Raw genomic sequence first — 18,315 nt, 5'->3', positions numbered from 1 at the left:
CTTATGACGAATAAAAAACGACGATCTATCCCTTTTCTCTATAAACTAATCATCGGAATGGTTGTATTTGCTGCGATGTTTGTATTTTCCATGGTGATGGGAGCAGCAGATATCTCACTGAAGGATGTATGGCAGGCCCTTTTTTCTAATGCAAAGGGTGAAAAGATTTCGATTATCCGTGAAATACGTTTGCCTCGTGAGGTTGCCGCTATCGTGGTCGGGGCTGCTCTTTCTGTTTCCGGAGCAATTATGCAAGGAATCACCAGGAATCCCCTTGCTGATCCCGGTTTATTAGGGCTGACTGCGGGGGCTAATGCTGCACTTGCCATCGCCATCGCCTTCGTCCCTTCCGCCAACTATTTTGGCATTACCATTGCCTGCTTTATTGGAGCAGCTGCTGGAACACTGATGGTATTCGGGATTGGGGCAATGAAAAAAGGGGGCTTTTCTCCACTGCGGATTGTATTAGCAGGGGCAGCTGTTTCGGCTTTTCTGTATGCGATTGCAGAAGGAATTGGGATTACCTTTAAAATTTCAAAAAATGTCTCAATGTGGACGGCTGGAGGAATGGTTGGAACCAGCTGGGGCCAGCTCCAAATCATTGTTCCCTTTATAATTATTGGTTTACTAGTCTCTCAATTTCTTTCAAGGCAGCTCACGATTCTTAGCCTAAACGAAGAGGTCGCCGTTGGATTAGGGCAAAAAACGAACCAAATAAAGGCAATCCTTTTTATAGCCATCATTTTATTAGCAGGAGCTTCCGTTGCTTTAATCGGGAATATGGCTTTTATCGGTTTAATGGTTCCCCATGTTGTTCGGGCAATTGTGGGTACGGATTACCGTTATATTATTCCCATGTCTGCCTTAAGCGGGGCCACATTTATGCTCTTTGCCGATACACTTGGCCGAACCATTAACGCACCATTTGAAACACCTGTCGCAGCCATTGTCGCAACACTAGGATTACCGTTCTTCCTTGTAATTGTTCGTAAAGGAGGAAAAGCATTCTCATGATCCAGCCTTCCTTAATTAAGAAGCAAAGAATTATTTTATTTATTTTACTGGCACTTATTGTTGTTACGATGATAATTGGGCTGTGTCTCGGTTATGCTGCTCTTTCCTTTGACAGGCTGCTGCCAACCCTTATTGGCCAAGGGACGTTCAAAGAGGAATTCGTTTTATTTTCCGTTCGAATGCCGCGGCTCATCATTACTTTACTAGCTGGCATGGCCTTGGCTCTATCGGGGGCTATACTACAAGGAATTACCCGTAATGATTTAGCTGACCCTGGGATTATTGGGATTAATTCCGGCGCAGGTGTCGCTGTAACAATATTCTTCTTATTTTTTCCGATTGATTCAGGTTCGTTTACTTATATGATTCCTGTGGTCGCTTTTATCGGCGCCATGGTGACTGCTGTCCTTCTCTATCTATTCGCCTATAGCAAAAAAGAGGGATTGCAGCCGGTGCGGTTAGTCCTCATTGGGGTCGGGTTTTCAATGGCATTTTCCGGTGCAATGATTGTCCTTATCTCTTCTGCAGAGCGGGCAAAAGTTGATTTTATTGCCAAATGGATTGCCGGAAATATTTGGGGGACAGATTGGCCGTTTATCTGGGCACTCCTTCCTTGGCTGGTTGTACTGATCCCTTTTACCCTATATAAGGCCAATCGGTTAAACCTGCTTGGTTTAAGTGAACCCGTTGCAATCGGCGTCGGTGTTTCGATTGAAAAGGAACGAATTGTATTACTAATTACAGCCGTTGCCCTTGCCGCCTCAGCGGTTAGTGTGACAGGCGGAATTTCCTTTATCGGATTAATGGCGCCGCATATGGCTAAAGCGCTCGTGGGACCTAGAAATCAATTGTTTATCCCTGTTGCGATTTTAATTGGCGGCTGGCTGCTAATGTTTGCTGACACCATCGGACGGAATCTCTTGGACTCTGCAGGAATTCCAGCAGGGATTATGGTGGCATTAATTGGTGCTCCATATTTCATGTATCTTTTATTGAAAAAATAGTAAAACGCTCAAGAATCTGAGCGTTTTTTCTATGTTATCCTCTATAAACACTATCGCAGGTTCCAGGTTTGGGTTCATAAAAACAATGTTCTTTAAATTGACCCGTAAAAGGCTGGTCGTACCATGTCGGCGGGCAAGGGCCATATGGGTTAAAGTACCAAAGGGAATATTTCGCTGGGTGCTCCCTCCACCTATCTAAATTCTGCCGCGCCAATCTTCTTTCAGCTTCTCTTGCTCTTTGATAAAAAACATTCCCTTTTTGAACAGCCTCAAAAGAAAAGTTTCCTCCTTGTACATGAAAAATGACTTGTTCAACATTTGTCAATGTTTTAAAGTCCGTACAATCTGCTACAACACGGTTAACAATTACATTTCCAACATACAGCATGCCTTGTTGTCCTTCACCTTCCGCTTCTGCTCGCATCATCCTTGCCATCAAGTCAACGTCTGAACTTCGGTAAGATATTCTTGGCATATTTTCACCTCCATAATATAGTATGAAAAATAGCCTGCAATCATGTTCTTAGTTTTTAAATAAAATCCTCAGAAAGGTTCCGTTTTGAAATGCTTTTCTTGGAACACGCGCTTTGACGAATTGACATTCCGATTGGCTTTTCCCTCTTAGTATCAGAAAGGAAAATAAGCGGAAGTTTTCCGGCTAATTGAAAAATAGAGCTCGTATCGGGGGATATAGGCGGAGGTTTTCCGTTTATTCATTGCAAACTTAATCTTTTTCACGTTTTTTGAGGCAATAGACGGAATCTCTCCGTCTATTTGAGCTAATTTCAATGCTATTTACTAAATAAGCGGAATTCATCCGTCTATATTGTTCCCGCCTTTTATTATTTCAGATGTTCATTAAGGACGTTCTCTTCTAATACATCCAAACTTCCATACACTTTGGAAATATGTTTTTCACCCCATGCGCATAGGGAATCTAAGATCCCTTTTAAGCTCTCACCATACTCGCTTAACTCATACTCTACTTTCGGCGGAACTTGATTATAAACGATTCGGTTAATGACTCCATCTTCCTCTAACTCACGCAATTGCTGTGTTAACATCTTCTGCGTTATGTCTGGCATTAAACGTTTTAATTCACTTGTCCGCTTTTTTCCATGCGTCAAATGGCAGAGGATCACACACTTCCACTTTCCTCCGATTACTTCCAGTGTCGCTTCTACAGATATATTGTATTTCTTTGGCTTCATACCGTCATTTCCTCCTTATTGATAGGAACTAAAAAGTACCTATATTACTTTTAAGTATCTATATCACTTTAAAGTGCGTACTTCACTTATTTCACACCATATCTCATAATAACATTTATCGATTGAGCTGTAACAAGCAAATCGTTCAAAAAATTTCATAAGGAGGAGACAACATATGTCTTTCAATCATAAACAAAGTATGTTTGCACTGCTGGCATTAGCGATTAGTGCCTTTGCAATTGGAACCACTGAATTTATCAGTGTCGGACTTTTACCGCTGATTGCAAATGATTTAGAAATACCCGTTACAACTGCTGGTTTAACGGTTTCCTTATATGCACTTGGAGTTACCTTCGGGGCACCAATTCTGACATCTCTTACTTCTAGTATGTCACGTAAATCATTATTGCTTTGGATCATGGTCATTTTTATTATCGGGAATGGTCTTGCGGCAAGCGCATCGAGTATCGGCGTTCTTTTGGCGGCGCGCGTTATCTCTGCTCTCTCACATGGGATATTCATGTCAATCGGCTCTACCATCGCAGCTGATTTAGTACCGGAAAATAAGAGAGCCAGCGCAATCTCCATTATGTTTACAGGACTAACTGTTGCAACCGTTACGGGAGTCCCGCTTGGCACCTTTATTGGTCAGCAATTTGGCTGGAGGATGGCATTTATCCTGATCATTATAGTTGGTGTCATTGCTATGATTGCTAACAGTATCCTAATACCCGCTGCGTTACGAAAAGGGACAAAAACATCTTTCAATGAACAAATAAAATTAGTGACAAATGGCCGGCTTTTACTCGTTTTTATCATTACTGCCTTAGGGTATGGCGGCACGTTTGTTGTCTTTACTTATCTAGCTCCAATCCTGCAGGATATCACAGGCTTTAAAGAAGGTACGGTAGCTGCCATCCTGCTAGGCTATGGGATTGCAATTGCAATTGGAAATATGATTGGAGGAAAGGTATCCAATCAAAATCCGATTAAGGCACTATTTTATATGTTTATCATTCAAGCAGTTGTGTTATTTATTTTAATGTTTACAGCACCTTTTAAAATAGCTGGATTAATTACTATTTTCTTAATGGGACTGCTGGCTTTTATGAACGTACCTGGTTTACAAGTGTATGTGGTCATGCTGGCAGAGCGGTATGTGCCAAGCGCTAAAGACGTGGCTTCTGCTCTTAATATCGCCGCGTTTAATGCAGGAATTGCTATTGGTTCTTACTTAGGTGGTGTCATAACTGATTCAATTGGACTGATCCACACCACTTGGATTGGAGCCCTGATGGTTCTTGGCGCTGTCTTCCTTACGGGCTTGAGTCGAAAGCTTGAAGAAAAAGACAAAACCGTAACAAATAACATGTGTTCATTTTCAAATCAAAAATTGGAGGTTCAGGTAAAATGACAAACAACTTACAAGCAGCAACTACTTTATCTAATGGTGTAAAAAAGCCTTGGTTTGGGCTTGGAGTATTTAAGGTTGAGGAAGGTCCAGAATTAGTGAATGCTGTAAAATTTGCGATTAAACAAGGGTATCGCAGTATTGATACTGCTGCTATTTATGGAAATGAAGAAGGCGTTGGACAAGCCATTCGGGAAGCAATGACAGAATACGGAATTAAAAGAGAAGAATTATTTATTACATCAAAGGTTTGGAATGCTGACTTAGGTTATGAATCGACGATAGCAGCCTATGAAACCAGCTTAGCAAAGCTTGGTCTGGACTATTTAGATTTATTCCTTATTCATTGGCCAGTAGAAGGGAAATATAAGGATGCTTGGCGGGCGCTGGAAACTCTTTATACAGCGGGAAGAGTAAGAGCAATTGGAGTAAGTAACTTCCAAGTTCATCATCTTGAGGATGTAATGAAGGATTCTGTAATAAAACCAATGGTTAATCAAGTTGAATACCATCCTAGGTTAACACAGCAAGAAGTCAAAGCCTTCTGTGATAAAAATGGAATTCAATTTGAAGCTTGGTCACCCTTAATGCAGGGTCAATTATTTGATAACCCGCTGCTACATGATATGGCCGCGAAATATAACAAAACGACAGCTCAAATTATTTTACGCTGGGATCTGCAAAACGGAGTTGTCACCATCCCTAAATCAACGAAAGAACATAGAATAATTGAGAATGCTGATCTTTTTGATTTTGAATTAACGAAAGCAGACATGGAGCAAATTAACAGCTTAAATCAAAATCATCGTGTCGGTCCTGACCCTGATAACTTTGATTTTTAAAAAATTTAAGGGCGCACCCGACCAAGGTGCGCCTCTTTTTATATTTTCTTAACATACTCTGACTTTAAACTCATGGCGCCAAAACCATCAATTTTGCAGTCGATATTATGGTCGCCATCAACCAAACGAATATTTTTCACCTTCGTACCCTGTTTTAATGTCGATGAACTTCCCTTTACTTTAAGATCCTTGATAACTGTTACTGTGTCACCATCATTTAAAACATTCCCATTTGCATCTTTAATAACTCTCACTTCTTCTTCAGTTGCAGCTTCTAAACTCCACTCATGACCACACTCTGGGCAGATCAACAAGCTTCCATCTTCATATGTATATTCAGAATTACATTTTGGGCAATTTGGCAAATTAGACAACTATAATTTCCTCCATTCTTAGTCTGTTGAATTGCTTATATTTTGGCATAGTCCTTTCAAAGAGACAAGCCTCCCTCTAAACCTTTTTACAGATGAATGAAATGTACTAGATTTTCACAATCTAAAATAATCTTGAAAAAAGCAGGTGCAGGAAATGATGGAACAAAACCATCCACCTCTTTACAAACTTAGTTTATTTGGTATAACCCATCTACAGGAGCATAACCCAATCATGGTCGCATGGTGGTCAGCTGTGTTTCCAGGTTTTGGCCACTACTTACTCAATCAATACATAAGAGCAACATTATTAACGCTTTCCGAGGTAACGATTAATACGCTTGCACATATTAATGAAGCAATGGTCCATTCCTTTTGCGGACATTTTGACCTGGCAAAGTCTGTGATTGAACCGAGATGGGCATTCGGATACTTAGTTATATATTTGGTTGCCATATGGGATAGCTATCGATCTGCCTTCTACCAAAACAAATTATATCAATTGACAAAGCAGAAAGCCGTTACCCAGCACCGAATGGGTATATTCTCTTCCGAAATTCAATACCTAGAGAGGAAAAGACCAATAATTGGCGTTCTTTATTCCTTTTTCTTTCCAGGATTAGGCCAATTGTACATCCACCGATTTGGACTGGCCTTTTACGCGATTTTCTGGTGGTGGGTGTATCTCACACTATCAGGATTACATGAATCTCTATTGGCACTTGTATTAGGTAACCTTCAAAAATCGACTGCTATACTACATCCTCACTGGTTATTATTTATGCCATCTGTTATGGGAGGCTCCATTTATCATGCCTATATTACAGGTGTGGAACACAATAAATTATACCGTCTTTCCCAACGCATGGAACTCACAAAAAGATACCGCAGCACAAAGCTCAGATTATTCCCTTAAGCAGGTGTTTTGAAATGAATCTTTTCGCAACCTTTAAACAATCTATTGAATTGGAGCAGGCTTTATCAGAGCTTGAAAGCAGTTATGTCAAAGCCGATCAAATCCTCGTCATCTATATGGATAACGAGCCACAACAAGTGCCGCTTGTCGGAAGGACGAAAGATATTCATTCAAATTCTTTTGAGGCTGGAATGGCAAGCGCCACCGGAAGTGCTGTAATTGGGGCAAGTATCGGATTTGTTTTAGCGTGGGGACCGATTATTTGGGGTTTGATTTTCGTTATCATTGGCTTTACGATTGGCTATTGTATATATTACTTTCTAAAAAAAGATAAATTCCATACCCTTAATCCTAAAAAGGAAGCTGAAATTTTGGTGATCATTCAATGTACGGAAACCCTGGCCCACCCGATTAAAGAGATTCTCTGGAAATATCAGGCTCTCACAGTTGGACAATCCTCGTAGGCTCTCCTTGGTCCAATCAGAATTCGGGGTAATAATGAATAAACATTCTCAGACTATATTCCTATAATTTTGTTATTAACAAGTACGAGAAAAGTTTTTATGAGCAAAAAAACATGTATTGGATATAATCTAGGGATAAATGACTGCTTTCATTACCCCAATTTACACGATGCTCCCCTCCCATTACGATAGACTTAGGAAATATTCCTACTATTCTATCAACTAGTTTTTTGGGGGGACAAACATGAAACCAAGCAAAAAGATTCTATCAGGTGCACTCGCCACAGGTTTACTACTTTCCGCTTCAATTCCTTTTAATGTATTTGCTGAAAAACAGACCGTAACCATGGATGAAGCAGTAAAGATTTTATCTGGACTCTCACAAGAAGAGCGGAAAGCTTTGGAACAGCTTGAAATTGGTCCAGGATTTTCTATTTCTCCTGACATTAATACAAAAACAACAGAGCTAGTAAATGTAATTGTCGAGTTTAACCAAGCTCCGGCACAAGTAGAAGTAAAAAAGGAAAGTTACAAAGGTAAAAAGCTATCACTATCCACTGCAAAAGAAAAAGTAAACGCCTCCCATAAAGATTTCAAAAACTATGTAAACACCCTTAAAGCTAGAAAAAGCGGAACGATGTATGACTCTAGCAAAATAACTATAAAACATGAATATAAATCGGCTTTTAATGGTGTATCTATGACCCTGCCTGGATTAGCCGTTGAGGAGCTCCTTCATTCTGGTGCTGTAAAAAGAATTTGGAGCGATATACAAGTTCAGTTAGAGCTGCCTTCTGAAGAAACTTTAAAAGTTCAGCCAAAAATGGCCGATAGTATTCCCCAAATCGGAGTGGACAAGCTTCATGCGGAAAACATCACGGGTAAAGGAATTAAAGTTGGAGTATTAGATACTGGTATAGATTATTCTCATCCAGATTTAGCGGGTGCCTATAAAGGCTACCGTGCCCAAACAGGAGTAGACCCGAAAAATGTTGATCCTTCCTCCGTAAAGGGCTGGGATTTTGTTAACAATGATGCGGACCCGATGGAAACAACCTATAAAGAATGGAAAGCAACAAATAACCCTGAATTCCATCCTGCTACAGGCGGAGCTTTCTACACTTCCCACGGAACCCATGTTTCAGGTACGATTGCTGCTGGGAAAAATAACCCTGTTGATTATGCCGTTAAAGGGGTTGCGCCTGATGTTGATTTATATGCCTACAGGGTATTAGGTCCGTACGGCTCGGGTACGACCGAGGGTGTATTGGCAGGAATTGATAAGGCTGTTCAAGACGGCATGGATGTCATTAATCTATCATTAGGTGCTTCTATTAACGATCCTCTATACCCTACTTCCGTCGCGATTAACAACGCGATGTTGTCAGGAGTAGTTTCTGTTGTGGCTGCCGGAAATGCAGGGCCGAATGAAAAAACCTTGGGTGCCCCGGGAGCAAGTGCCTTTGGTATCACGGTAGGAGCGAGTGATTCTGCCATTTCAATCCCAACGTTCTCTGCTTCAGCAGGTGAAAAAACGATTGGATCTATGAAACTATTAGGAAAGAATTTCTCTGACGACTTAACCAGCTTCAAAGGCCAAACCTATCCCCTTGTCGATGCAGGGCTTGGTAAGCCAGAAGAATTAACGAACGTAAGCGGTAAAATTGCTCTCATTGAGCGCGGAGAATTAACCTTTGATGTAAAAATCCAAAATGCGAAAAATGCCGGAGCTGTTGGTGTCATTATTTTCAACAATGTTGAAGGTGAGATTCCAGTTTATCTCGGAGAGAGTATAAAATTCATCCCATCCTTCCAGCTCTCAAATAGTGATGGAGAATACTTAAAAGGCCAAACAGCATTAACCTTTAATCAATTAACCTCCGTAAAAACAGAAGGAGATTCATTAGCTGATTTCAGTTCACGCGGACCGGTTAACTCAAATTACGACATAAAGCCTGACCTAACAGCACCAGGGGTTTCCATTTTTTCAACCTATCCGGAATTCGTTAACAATCCAGCTGATGATGTAGATTATAGCGCAGCCTATGCTCGTATTTCTGGAACATCTATGGCTACTCCGCATATCGCAGGTGTAGCAGCACTCATGCTTCAAAAAAATCCAGACATGGACCCATTTGCAGTAAAAACAGCACTGATGAATACCTCAGATGATTTGAAACATGATTACTCTGTTTTTGAAGTTGGTGCCGGACGTGTCGATGCTTATCAAGCCGTTCATTCAAAGGTATCACTTCAAGTTTTAGACAAAACAACCCATGTTGAAAATGGAGAATATGTTGAAATCGACGAAATCACAGGATCAATCAGCTTTGGTAACCACTACCTTGACAATGCTGACATCAAAGATAGCAGAAATATCAAGGTTACGAACAAGGGAGACAATGAACAAACCTACAAAGTAGAGGTAGAATATCATACTGCTAGAAAAGGCGTTCAGGATGGTGTAAAAAATAACATTCAACTAACTGTTCCTAACACCGTAACCGTCGGTGCTGGAAGTTCAACTGAATTCAATGCAGGGATCGTTGTACCGCAAAGTGCTGAAATAGGTCGTTATGAAGGCTATATTCATATAACCAATGAAGCAAATTCAACTGAAACATACCAAATTCCGTTTGCTATACGAGTGACTGATAAAGGGATTGACTTTGCTGCACCATTAAGTCCTTCGGTAACGAACGATACACCGATGCATCAATATCTGGCACCAGGTACGCACATCACCTTTAAATTCAAGAGCCCGATGGAATACTTTGATTTAATCGTGAAAGACGCTAAAACAGGGAAGGCTGTCGGAATCATCGGCACGTATGACGGAACCAATGCACAGCCGGATAAAGAATATGCTATCTTTGCTGGATTTAGAGGAACTGTTTATCCATTCACAAACAAAAAAGACCAGCCAGTTGCTGATTATTCTGTAAAACTTCCTGAAGGCGAATACGTGCTTGAAATGATTAGCACAGACGCTGACGGAAAGAAATATCATTATGAAAGTCTAGGAATTGTCGATAATACGCCGCCTGAAGTAAATCTAAATATTAAACCAGGCGTCATTGAAATCAATGACAGCATGTTAACAGAAGAAGATGGACAGCGGGCGTTTTGGGTACACGGTCAAATAACCGATAAAACCATTGATTTGCTGCAATCAAAAGGATTCCCTTATACCCAAACAACAAATACGGCTGGTTACTACGAACATGGTTCACCATTTTTTAGCGGCACTTTGCGACTGGACGATCAGGGTACTACAAAATTTGGTGTTTTACCTGAAGAATATTCACCAAATCCATATCAATTGAGAATCTTCCCTTGGGACCTGGGTACTGCCGCCTACAGTTCTGTTTCTTCCCCTAGGTATGTTTTCATGAAAGAAGGGACAGAGCATGCAACGCTTCGCTACGATAAGGACAGCGTTAAATTAGGTGATGAGATCACTGTTACTCTGGATTTAAATAACGTGAAGAATTTCATTGGCGGTACATTTGAGCTCCAACAACTTGTGCAGGGATTTTTTGAATTCCAAGGGGTAAAAGTGAACGAGAAATTCGCCTCACTGGCAGAAGATAACGGAGTGGCAATCACTTTAGATGAGCCAATAACTACTAAGGCATCGGCAAAGGTTGGCGCTGCCTTATCAGGAGAAAACTTTGAAGGTTTAGACGGTGATATGCCATTCCTAGATGTTACTTATAAAGTGGTGGATGATAAGTCTTATTCAAAAGGAATGTTTTTTGGCTTAACATCATTATCCTATAAAAAGGCTAATGAGACAGCTGTTACGACGATCCCGGGATATAGTCTTAACACATTTAATGTAATACCAAAGCATTCAGTTGTAACCGGCTCTATTAAGCCGGAGGCCTTTTTAGTACCTGGTCAATCGTATATTCAGAATATCTATGATATGACAAAATTAAAAGCAAAGGTTTACGCAAAGGATGCAGATGGCAGCATCTATCCAGGAAGCATTCTGTCGAAAACCGGTAAATTTGAGATTGTAGTTCCTGTCTCAAGCAAAGCTCATAGTATCTACGTGGAGCTTCCAGGACATACGATTGAATATAAAAATCAGATGCTTAGCATGCCTGCTGCAGGCGAGTATTTTGGTACTTACCAGTCAATCAATCCTTCCATCAGCTTTGCCGGTGATGTGACTGGTGATCAAGTCATTGATATACGCGACGTCAAAGATGCGGTCGAGAACTACGGTAAACAAAATCCTGAAAATGAAAACCTTGATATCAATCAGGACGGCGTTGTCAATGAAACCGATGTAAGATGGATTGAGAAAAACTTTTTAACGGTGGGTCCTAAAGCAGGAAACGGCAACAAACCAAAAGAAACCATCGGGAAAAAAGGTTTGGCGGACTTCTTAAAAATGATTGGTTTAGAACCAAAAGGAAAGTAATAGGATACCTCTCGAAAGTGGAAGATTTTTTCTTCCGCTTTCGTATTTTACATAGAAGAAAATCTTGTATAATAGTAAGAAAATAGAGCAGCGTAGAGGTGTAAGATGATCGAGGGGAAAATTATTAAATTTTATCGAGAAAAAGCTGGATTAACACAAGGACAGCTTGTAAAAGGTATCTGTTCTGTGACGCACTTAAGTAAAATTGAACGCGGTATCACGGAGTACTCAGAAGAAATTACTCAGTTGCTGGCTAGAAAGTTGAACATTGACCCTCAGGTAGAAATGGCCCGTTACCATAACCTTTCTAAGAAGCTCGAACAATGGCATGATGCAATCGTTATGCAGAATTTCCGGGAATCTAAGGCTCTTAAGAACGAACTTGAAAAAGATGAGCTGATTCAACTGCAGGAATTTAATGTATATTTTTTGTTACTATCTGCTAGATATCACTTATCACTTATCCAATTAGCCGGGGCCAAACAAATTATTGACTTTTTACAAAGAGGTGAAGCCGCGTATACGCCGCATGATCGTAATATGTTAAAGCACGTACGGGGAATCTACTATTTTCTATCCGGTCAATACCAGGAATGTGTAGATGTGTTAACTACTATTGATCCATTACAATATAATCGCTTGGAGTATTATTACCATTTGGCGATTGCCTACCACTCCATTAATTCACCAGTAAGGGCCTATTATTATGCTGAAAAAGCACTCCGCTATTTCCGTAATACGTTGAACATGCTTCGAATTATTGATACGGAGATGGTGATGCTTATTCAATTGAATTCCAACGAACCGCATGATTTTAAGGAAACATGTGAAATCTATGAAAAACTATTGAAAATGTGTGACACCTGTAATGCGGTTGAACGAAAAGCAAAGCTCTATCATAACCTCGGATTTGAATATTCACGGCGAAGACAATACGAAAAGGCAGTTGAGTGCTATACCGAGGCATTTAAACTCATTGATGAACATTCTCCGCATTATTTAACAACCTTAGACCGGTATATATTTAGCTGCCACGCAGGAAATCTAGTTTCAAAAGAAGTATTAAAGGAAAAAGCGCAAAAAGGATTGAAATTAGCTCAAAGTTCAAAGTCTAATGAATGGATTAATTTCCAGCTTCATCTCTATTTATTAAATGATGAGGAAGAAAACTATTATCAATGCATTGAGACCACCGCCCTTCCCTACTTTAAAAAAATGGGCTATAGAATCTTAATTGATTACTTTGAGAAAAAGCTTTTTCAATACCTGTATAAAAAAGGCGAGGTAGAAAGAGCATTGGAATTGGCAAATTCCCTTATTCAAGGCAAACATAACCACTATGAACAGAACTAATCAACAAAGGACTGGCGAAAAACCGCCAGTCCTTCTTCTTACTATTTAATTATTATTCTCATCTGTATCATCGTAATAGGTGCCGGCTGTCTGCTCTGCATTAAAGGTCCAATCTACCTTTAATTTATCACCTTGGAATTGATTTTGATCTTGTCCATTATCTACAAACTCAAATAACACGAAGATTTTTTCCTTTTCACCAGCAGGGATTCCGTCAGGTCTTGTACTATTCAGGAGGTCAATTGCTGTTAAATCTGGATTCTGAGATGTTAGATCAAATAGTGTTGTTTCGACAATTGGATTGGTAGCACTGCTTGTATTGTACATAATCGTTACTTTAATATGCTTCGCTAGATCATCACTGTTATCCGATTTTGCATCTTCCACACTGTAATTGGTCGATAATAACACCTTGTTAATATCCAGCGTACCGTTATTCTCTAGTGTAAATTCACGATAGATTTCATCTCCTGGCTTGATATTGTCAATATTGACAACGGTGCTTGGATTTAAGTTTAGGTCTAATACCCCGGCTGCAAATGTGTTCTGTGTTTCAACACTGTCGCTAAAATATGCAAATGTTCCTCCACCCATTAGCGATAACCCCAGCGCAGCACTCATAACCCCTTGACTTACCTTCTTTGTAAAACTCATCTTCCATTCCTCCTCATGAAAAATAGTAAAATATATTAAACTCTTATGTACTTTTTGTAGATACATAGGAGAGCTAACCAACCTTTCCTGCTTCCAGCTCTTGTTTTGCCCCATTAATCGACCGAATGGCAGAAATCAGTAATAATAGGCCAGGGACAAACAACAGTAATGCTGATCCTAGTTTTGAACTTGAATAGTTTAGCGCATATCCCACGTAAGGAATATGGAAGCCCTTATACATCCCAATTACATTTTGTGGTGTAACGCTCCACCTATCTGCACCATCATTGTTATCGCCTTTTGTTTTATAGACTGCTTGTCCATTTTGTTTTTTCACATCAATGATTCGATGCGTAATCAATTTTCCATCCATTTGAAATGTAATCACATCTCCTTTTTTATAAGAGGAGTGTTGATCTTTTATTTGAATGGCAATGATGGAACCCGTTTGAAAGGCTGGCTCCATTGATCCTGATAATACTGCCTTCACTTGATGCCCTAATATCGTGGGAGTTCCTCCTGATATCCTAGAAGAAAGAACGACAAGTGCTAACAAACAAACTATTATGATGAACATACTACTAAGAATCCTGCTCACTGCCTTCTGGAGTTTTTTTGCCATTTTAAACACCTGCTTATTATTATTTTTGAGTCTCTATTATTTTTAGGTGAAACATAGACCGTATAGCTTCTAATTTTGAAAAATCAATGGAAGCTTGCACTTCATTCCACAGACCATCCACTGTACGAAACCCCGGATCGACATATTCAAATTGACCATGATCTTGGATGTTATTTTGATAGACTGACATTTCCTCATGAATTCGATGCAGCTTGTCCATTTGGATGTATAGCTCCTCAATACCAGCTGTGATTTGAGAGAGTTGGACCTGTAATTCTTCTAATGTTCCGCCAGGTTCAGCGGTTAGGGTACTATGATAGGTTTCCTTCATCCTCATAACAATCTCCTCTGCAGAACCCTCTAATTGCTTGATCGTCGATGGGAAAACCATTGCAGCAGATATCTCGATGGGCTCAATTCTAACTTGACTAGAAAATTTAGCCTCTGTTTCTCCTACTAGTAGATTCCCTGTATAAAAGAAAAGGCAGCATAAGCTTGGAAAGATAATAGTTTGATGAAAAGTTTTTCTCACTCTTTGACTCACCTCGTGAACAACTCTATTTGCCCTTATTATCACAGAGTTATCAGAATATTGTTATCGGGTTAATTCATTGGAGAATTCTTAAGGAATTTTGTCGAATGAACAAACCAATAGGGATAAGTACAGAAAAAATGGCAAAAAAATAACCCAATTGATTCTATTTCGAATATTCATAATAATTTGGATTGTACCAACACACTACATGTCTTTTAGAAAGGGTGGATTTTATTGAAGAAGAAAATCAGGAAAAATATGAGGAAAAAGGCAGCTGCTCTATTGGCACTATCCATTGCATTAGGAGGAATATTTCCAGTCAGCACCTTTGCTAGTGAAACAACCACTTCAGCTCCCATACTATTTAATGCAGAAGGCTTAAGTAAACAGGATGTGGTAAAAGCATTTCTTCAATCAAAGGTACAAGCAACAATGACGAAATTAGCAGATCCAGGTGAACAATTCAAAATTGTCTCAGACGAAAGTGATAGCACAACAGGTACATACCATGTACGTACTATCGAGCAATATAAAGGAATTCCAATATACGGTTCAGGTCAGACGGTTGCACTCGATGCCAACAACAACGTATATGCATTGATTGGAAAGGTTACACAAAACCTGGCTCGTACCCTTATTCCAACAGAAGCTTCACTTTCCCCAGAGGATGCCATTGGTATTGCTAAGCAGGGAGTTGAAGCACAAATCGGGGAAGTTAAAAACTATGACGGCATCGACTCAAAATTAATGATTTATCCATTTAAAGGAAAGTATCACTTAACTTACCTAGTAAAAGCATCTACTTCTCATCCTGCTCCTGGATACTTCCATTACTTTATCGATGCGAACAGCGGGGAAGTTGTGAATAGCTTTAACAAAATCCATGGAATTGATGAAACAGCATTAACTCCCGTGACTGGCAGAGGCTTAGACTTGCATGGAACGATGCAATCCTTCCCAGTCGGAAAAGATTTAGCAACGGGGACAAGTTACCTGCACGGCGCTTCTATCTTAGGAAGTAAAAGTGTTCCGATTTCCACTTTTTCGGCGCAGCGGATGGAAGAGTTTGTCTACATGCTAGGTGCCATTTTTGGATTTACTGGTTATGAGGTATCAACAAAAAATTCTACTAACTTTTTCTATGACCCAGCTGCGATTTCTGCACATTTTAACTCTGATAAAGTAAATAGGTACTATCAAGTGATCCACAAGCGTAACAGCTTAGACAATAATGGTATGAAATTAATCAATACAGTCCATATTGGGGTTAAATGGAATAATGCCGGATGGAATGGAAAGCAAATGATGTATGGAGATGGGGATGGAATTAAATATAACTCCCTTGCAGGCGGTTTAGATGTTGCCGGCCACGAAATGACGCATGGGGTCATTGAACACTCTGCAGACTTAATTTATGAGAACGAGTCCGGTGCCCTCAATGAATCACTAGCTGACATCTTAGGAAACTTTGCCGAAATGTATGCAACATCAGAAGTAGAATGGGAACTGGGTGAAGATATTACCACACCTAACATTCCTGGTGATGGCGGGCTCCGTTCAATGAGCAACCCTGCATCGAAAAAAACATCCCTAACAGAATCCGGCTACTATCCGGATCATTATGAAGATCGTTACTTAGGAACCGAAGACAATGGCGGTGTACACATTAACAGTGGAATCAACAATAAAGCGGCCTACTTAATCTCTCAAGGCGGTACCAATAATGACATTACCGTTACAGGAATTGGCAAGTCGAAAACAGAAAAAATCTATTACCGTGCGCTGACTCTTTACTTAACACCTTCTTCTGGTTTCCATGACATGCGAGAAGCAGCTATTCATGCAGCACGTGACTTGCATCCGGATAAAAATGGTGCACCATCTCCTGAAACCCAAGCAGTTATGGATGCCTATTCTTCTGTAGGTGTGAACTAAAACTAAAACCTAATCCTAAAATTCCAAAAGCCATGAACGATGGACTAAACCTCGGTCATGGCTTTTTTCTTTTTATATAAGATTATTCCGCCTGAATGGAACCAATAAGCAGATTGGCAACTTCTATTACTTTTTCGTACTGCCCAGTTTCTACGTAATAATGGTATAGTTCTTTCCCGTACCTATTCTTCAGCATTTCACTCTTACTGGAAATAAAGTACGGAAGTGCCTCTCTTTCTATGTATTGATAATAGTGTTCATCACTTTCCTCTATTCGATGAATTAGAAGCTTGAATACAATTTTATACACTTTGGTGTCTAGCTTCTTGGCCATCGACAGTCCTTCTTTTGCATGTTTAAGCAGCTCACCCTTACGCATAAGCCTGCCTTCTAAGCAGCATTTTAAATAATTAAACCAGCGCTGAAGGTATAAAACAGAAGGCTTCTCCACAAGACGAAGTGACTCCTTAAAAAACCTTTTGGCATTCTGATAATCTTTTCTTCTGTAGTACTCATAGCCCAGATTGTTTAACAGCATTGTTTTCTTGTCAGGAATATTTAGTAACTCACAATTATGAATCAACTTTTGATACGCTGCCTCCACCTCTGGGAAATCTGTTTCAGTATTGCTGCCAACTGAAATAAGCATGATGGATTCTGCCATTATGGCTCCCATGAAGTTATCGATTTCTTTATAGTATCTCAATGCTTTTTCTGCATAGGCATAGGCCAATACATAGGAATTCATCCATTGATAAGCCGCCGCCAAATGGTAATAGTATTCATGATTACCATATTCATCTCGATCAATTTCCTTTAAGATGGTAATCGCCTTTTGGTAACTTTCACTTTTGGAATTCCTGTTATCAATCAAGTAATAAATTCCCCATACATGCCGGTACAAATTCCTTTCGTACGCAGGAAGGTCAGGATAGTCGCTTTGAACATGAACTAAAAATGCATAGGCCATTTTGAAATCCTGCTTCAGCAGATAATACCTTGCGAGCAGCAAGTAATACAAGGCAGCATAAGAGGAAGACCCAATAATCGGGTTGGATTCCAGTTCCCTTTTGATTTCCTCTACTTCCTTCATCCTCCGCATGATGATCATCTTATGCCAGTAGTGGAGCTGATTTCCAAGGTTTTCAAAACGCTGGACCTCTGAATTAATATCGATCTGTAAACGTTCTGAAAATAGTGAGATGATCTCTTCTGCATAGGGAGTTTGTCCTCGTTCAATTTTACTCACATGCGTAACGGAACATATTCCCCTGCCTAAATCCTCTTGAGTAAGGCCATCTTTTTGACGATAAAATTTAATAATTTCCCCAACTGACATGTAGATCTCCCCTTACAACCTTAGTACGCTATCCCTAGTTTATCGGCTTATTCATTGCCTTGCCAAAAGTATATTGACTTAATTTTTAGAATCTTAGCACATATTAAATAGGACAAAAGAATTATCTCTAATGTAATAAAAAAAAGTAAAGGTTTAATATCTTGACTTTGAGATAAATCTGTATTATATTTATCTCGAATTAAAAATAT

General features: G+C 39.8%; 16 protein-coding genes. 9 read left to right on the top strand and 7 right to left on the bottom strand.

The window, feature by feature from the left end:
- Positions 1–3 precede the first annotated feature (3 nt).
- Positions 4–1,014 (top strand): FecCD family ABC transporter permease, encoded by a 1,011-nt coding sequence (locus SFC47_RS08045; RefSeq protein WP_411253754.1) that lies wholly within the window; start codon positions 4–6, stop codon positions 1,012–1,014.
- Positions 1,011–2,018 carry a FecCD family ABC transporter permease gene (locus tag SFC47_RS08040; RefSeq protein ID WP_411253753.1) on the top strand — a complete coding sequence of 336 codons (1,008 nt, stop codon included), beginning with the start codon at positions 1,011–1,013 and terminating at the stop codon, positions 2,016–2,018. Before SFC47_RS08045 ends, SFC47_RS08040 begins: the two co-directional genes overlap by 4 nt.
- Before the next feature lie 34 nt (positions 2,019–2,052).
- Here the strand turns inward: SFC47_RS08040 and SFC47_RS08035 are convergent, their stop codons facing one another.
- Positions 2,053–2,493 carry a cell wall hydrolase gene (locus tag SFC47_RS08035; protein ID WP_411253752.1) on the bottom strand — a complete coding sequence of 147 codons (441 nt, stop codon included), beginning with the start codon at positions 2,491–2,493 and terminating at the stop codon, positions 2,053–2,055.
- A 367-nt stretch (positions 2,494–2,860) separates the two neighbouring features.
- Entirely contained in the window at positions 2,861–3,229 is a 369-nt protein-coding gene (locus SFC47_RS08030) for a winged helix-turn-helix transcriptional regulator (protein WP_411253751.1), read from the bottom strand.
- A 175-nt stretch (positions 3,230–3,404) separates the two neighbouring features.
- Here SFC47_RS08030 and SFC47_RS08025 point away from each other — a divergent pair, with 175 nt between their 5' ends.
- Both SFC47_RS08025 and SFC47_RS08020 read left to right on the top strand, forming a co-directional pair.
- The gene (locus SFC47_RS08025) at positions 3,405–4,643 is read left to right on the top strand and encodes an MFS transporter (protein ID WP_411253750.1); all 1,239 of its coding nucleotides are present in this window, start codon (positions 3,405–3,407) and stop codon (positions 4,641–4,643) included.
- Positions 4,640–5,482 carry an aldo/keto reductase gene (locus tag SFC47_RS08020; RefSeq protein WP_411253749.1) on the top strand — a complete coding sequence of 281 codons (843 nt, stop codon included), beginning with the start codon at positions 4,640–4,642 and terminating at the stop codon, positions 5,480–5,482. Before SFC47_RS08025 ends, SFC47_RS08020 begins: the two co-directional genes overlap by 4 nt.
- Positions 5,483–5,520: 38 nt before the next feature.
- Here the strand turns inward: SFC47_RS08020 and SFC47_RS08015 are convergent, their stop codons facing one another.
- The gene (locus SFC47_RS08015) at positions 5,521–5,856 is read right to left on the bottom strand and encodes a zinc ribbon domain-containing protein YjdM (RefSeq protein ID WP_411253748.1); all 336 of its coding nucleotides are present in this window, start codon (positions 5,854–5,856) and stop codon (positions 5,521–5,523) included.
- 154 nt (positions 5,857–6,010) lie between these two features.
- Here SFC47_RS08015 and SFC47_RS08010 point away from each other — a divergent pair, with 154 nt between their 5' ends.
- The 4 genes from SFC47_RS08010 to SFC47_RS07995 all read left to right on the top strand — a co-directional run bounded on the left by SFC47_RS08010 (position 6,011) and on the right by SFC47_RS07995 (position 13,021).
- Positions 6,011–6,769, top strand: a complete 759-nt coding sequence (locus SFC47_RS08010) for a hypothetical protein (RefSeq protein WP_411253747.1) — start codon at positions 6,011–6,013, stop codon at positions 6,767–6,769.
- Positions 6,770–6,783: 14 nt separating this feature from the next.
- Complete coding sequence (locus SFC47_RS08005) at positions 6,784–7,233, top strand: hypothetical protein (RefSeq protein WP_411253746.1); 450 nt, start codon at positions 6,784–6,786, stop codon at positions 7,231–7,233.
- A 244-nt stretch (positions 7,234–7,477) separates the two neighbouring features.
- On the top strand, positions 7,478–11,668 hold the full coding sequence (locus SFC47_RS08000; protein WP_411253745.1) for a S8 family serine peptidase: 4,191 nt from the start codon (positions 7,478–7,480) through the stop codon (positions 11,666–11,668).
- Positions 11,669–11,773: 105 nt separating this feature from the next.
- Positions 11,774–13,021 (top strand): helix-turn-helix domain-containing protein, encoded by a 1,248-nt coding sequence (locus SFC47_RS07995; RefSeq protein WP_411253744.1) that lies wholly within the window; start codon positions 11,774–11,776, stop codon positions 13,019–13,021.
- Between the two features lie 45 nt (positions 13,022–13,066).
- Here SFC47_RS07995 and SFC47_RS07990 read toward each other — a convergent pair whose 3' ends face one another.
- The 3 genes from SFC47_RS07990 to SFC47_RS07980 form a co-directional block, all read right to left on the bottom strand.
- Positions 13,067–13,675 (bottom strand): TasA family protein, encoded by a 609-nt coding sequence (locus tag SFC47_RS07990; protein ID WP_411253743.1) that lies wholly within the window; start codon positions 13,673–13,675, stop codon positions 13,067–13,069.
- Positions 13,676–13,748: 73 nt separating this feature from the next.
- Positions 13,749–14,297: a signal peptidase I SipW gene (gene sipW, locus SFC47_RS07985; RefSeq protein WP_411253742.1), complete on the bottom strand. Its 549-nt coding sequence runs from the start codon at positions 14,295–14,297 to the stop codon at positions 13,749–13,751.
- A 19-nt stretch (positions 14,298–14,316) separates the two neighbouring features.
- The gene (locus SFC47_RS07980) at positions 14,317–14,829 is read right to left on the bottom strand and encodes a hypothetical protein (RefSeq protein ID WP_411253741.1); all 513 of its coding nucleotides are present in this window, start codon (positions 14,827–14,829) and stop codon (positions 14,317–14,319) included.
- A 261-nt stretch (positions 14,830–15,090) separates the two neighbouring features.
- On the opposite strand from SFC47_RS07980, the gene SFC47_RS07975 reads away from it, so the two are divergent.
- The gene (locus tag SFC47_RS07975; RefSeq protein ID WP_411254088.1) at positions 15,091–16,767 is read left to right on the top strand and encodes a M4 family metallopeptidase; all 1,677 of its coding nucleotides are present in this window, start codon (positions 15,091–15,093) and stop codon (positions 16,765–16,767) included.
- An 82-nt stretch (positions 16,768–16,849) separates the two neighbouring features.
- Here the strand turns inward: SFC47_RS07975 and SFC47_RS07970 are convergent, their stop codons facing one another.
- The gene (locus tag SFC47_RS07970; protein ID WP_411253740.1) at positions 16,850–18,106 is read right to left on the bottom strand and encodes a helix-turn-helix domain-containing protein; all 1,257 of its coding nucleotides are present in this window, start codon (positions 18,104–18,106) and stop codon (positions 16,850–16,852) included.
- Positions 18,107–18,315 lie beyond the last annotated feature (209 nt).

This window comes from Neobacillus niacini (assembly GCF_046591715.1).
GTDB lineage: Bacteria > Bacillota > Bacilli > Bacillales > Cytobacillaceae > Neobacillus > Neobacillus niacini_L.
The sequence above is the reverse complement of the archived record's forward strand: the minus strand, read 5'-3'. Positions and strand labels throughout refer to the sequence as shown.